This is a genomic window from Domibacillus indicus (assembly GCF_023715895.1).
Classification (GTDB): Bacteria; Bacillota; Bacilli; order Bacillales; family Domibacillaceae; genus Domibacillus; species Domibacillus indicus_A.
Genome location: NZ_JAMBOO010000070.1, coordinates 1 through 628, shown reverse-complemented (window position 1 = coordinate 628; position 628 = coordinate 1). Strand labels below are relative to the sequence as shown.

Annotated in this window: 1 tRNA gene and 1 rRNA gene; both read right to left on the bottom strand. The window is 40.3% G+C overall.

The window, feature by feature from the left end:
- Positions 1-108 (bottom strand): 16S ribosomal RNA (locus M3221_RS25535); the annotation flags it as partial.
- A gap of 394 nt (positions 109-502) precedes the next feature.
- A tRNA-Cys gene (locus tag M3221_RS25530) sits at positions 503-576 on the bottom strand.
- Positions 577-628 lie beyond the last annotated feature (52 nt).

The window sequence follows — 628 nt, the reverse complement described above, 5'->3', positions numbered from 1 at the left end:
CCGTCCGCCGCTGACTTCCGGGAGCAAGCTCCCTTCTGTCCGCTCGACTTGCATGTATTAGGCACGCCGCCAGCGTTCGTCCTGAGCCAGGATCAAACTCTCCAAAAAGTGTTTGACTTGCTCATTTTTTTCTATTAAAGATGACGGGCATCTTCTATAGAAGTTTAATTCTTAAAACGTTGACGTTTATTTTGTTCAGTTTTCAAAGATCAATTCACTTTGCTGTCGTATCGGACAGCTAAATAATCATATCATTTACTCGTTTATAAGTCAACATCTTAAAAGAAAAAATATTATCCCTTCAAAATGATGAAGATGTAAACCAGTTTGTTTGAGCCGCCTTGTTTACTGGCGGATTCATAATGTAACATAAGATTTCTTGCGAAATCAATAGGAATTTATCAAAGAATTATTTTTCCAAAATAATAATTTACACATTTCTAAATTCCACAAATTCTGCAGTCACTAAATGGAATGATTCATGTCCTCAAAGCAAATAATATGGAGGCGGCAACCGGACTCGAACCGGTGGTAAAGGTTTTGCAGACCTTGGCCTTACCGCTTGGCTATGCCGCCTTTATAAAAATGTTGGAGCGGAAGACGGGATTCGAACCCGCGACCCCCACCT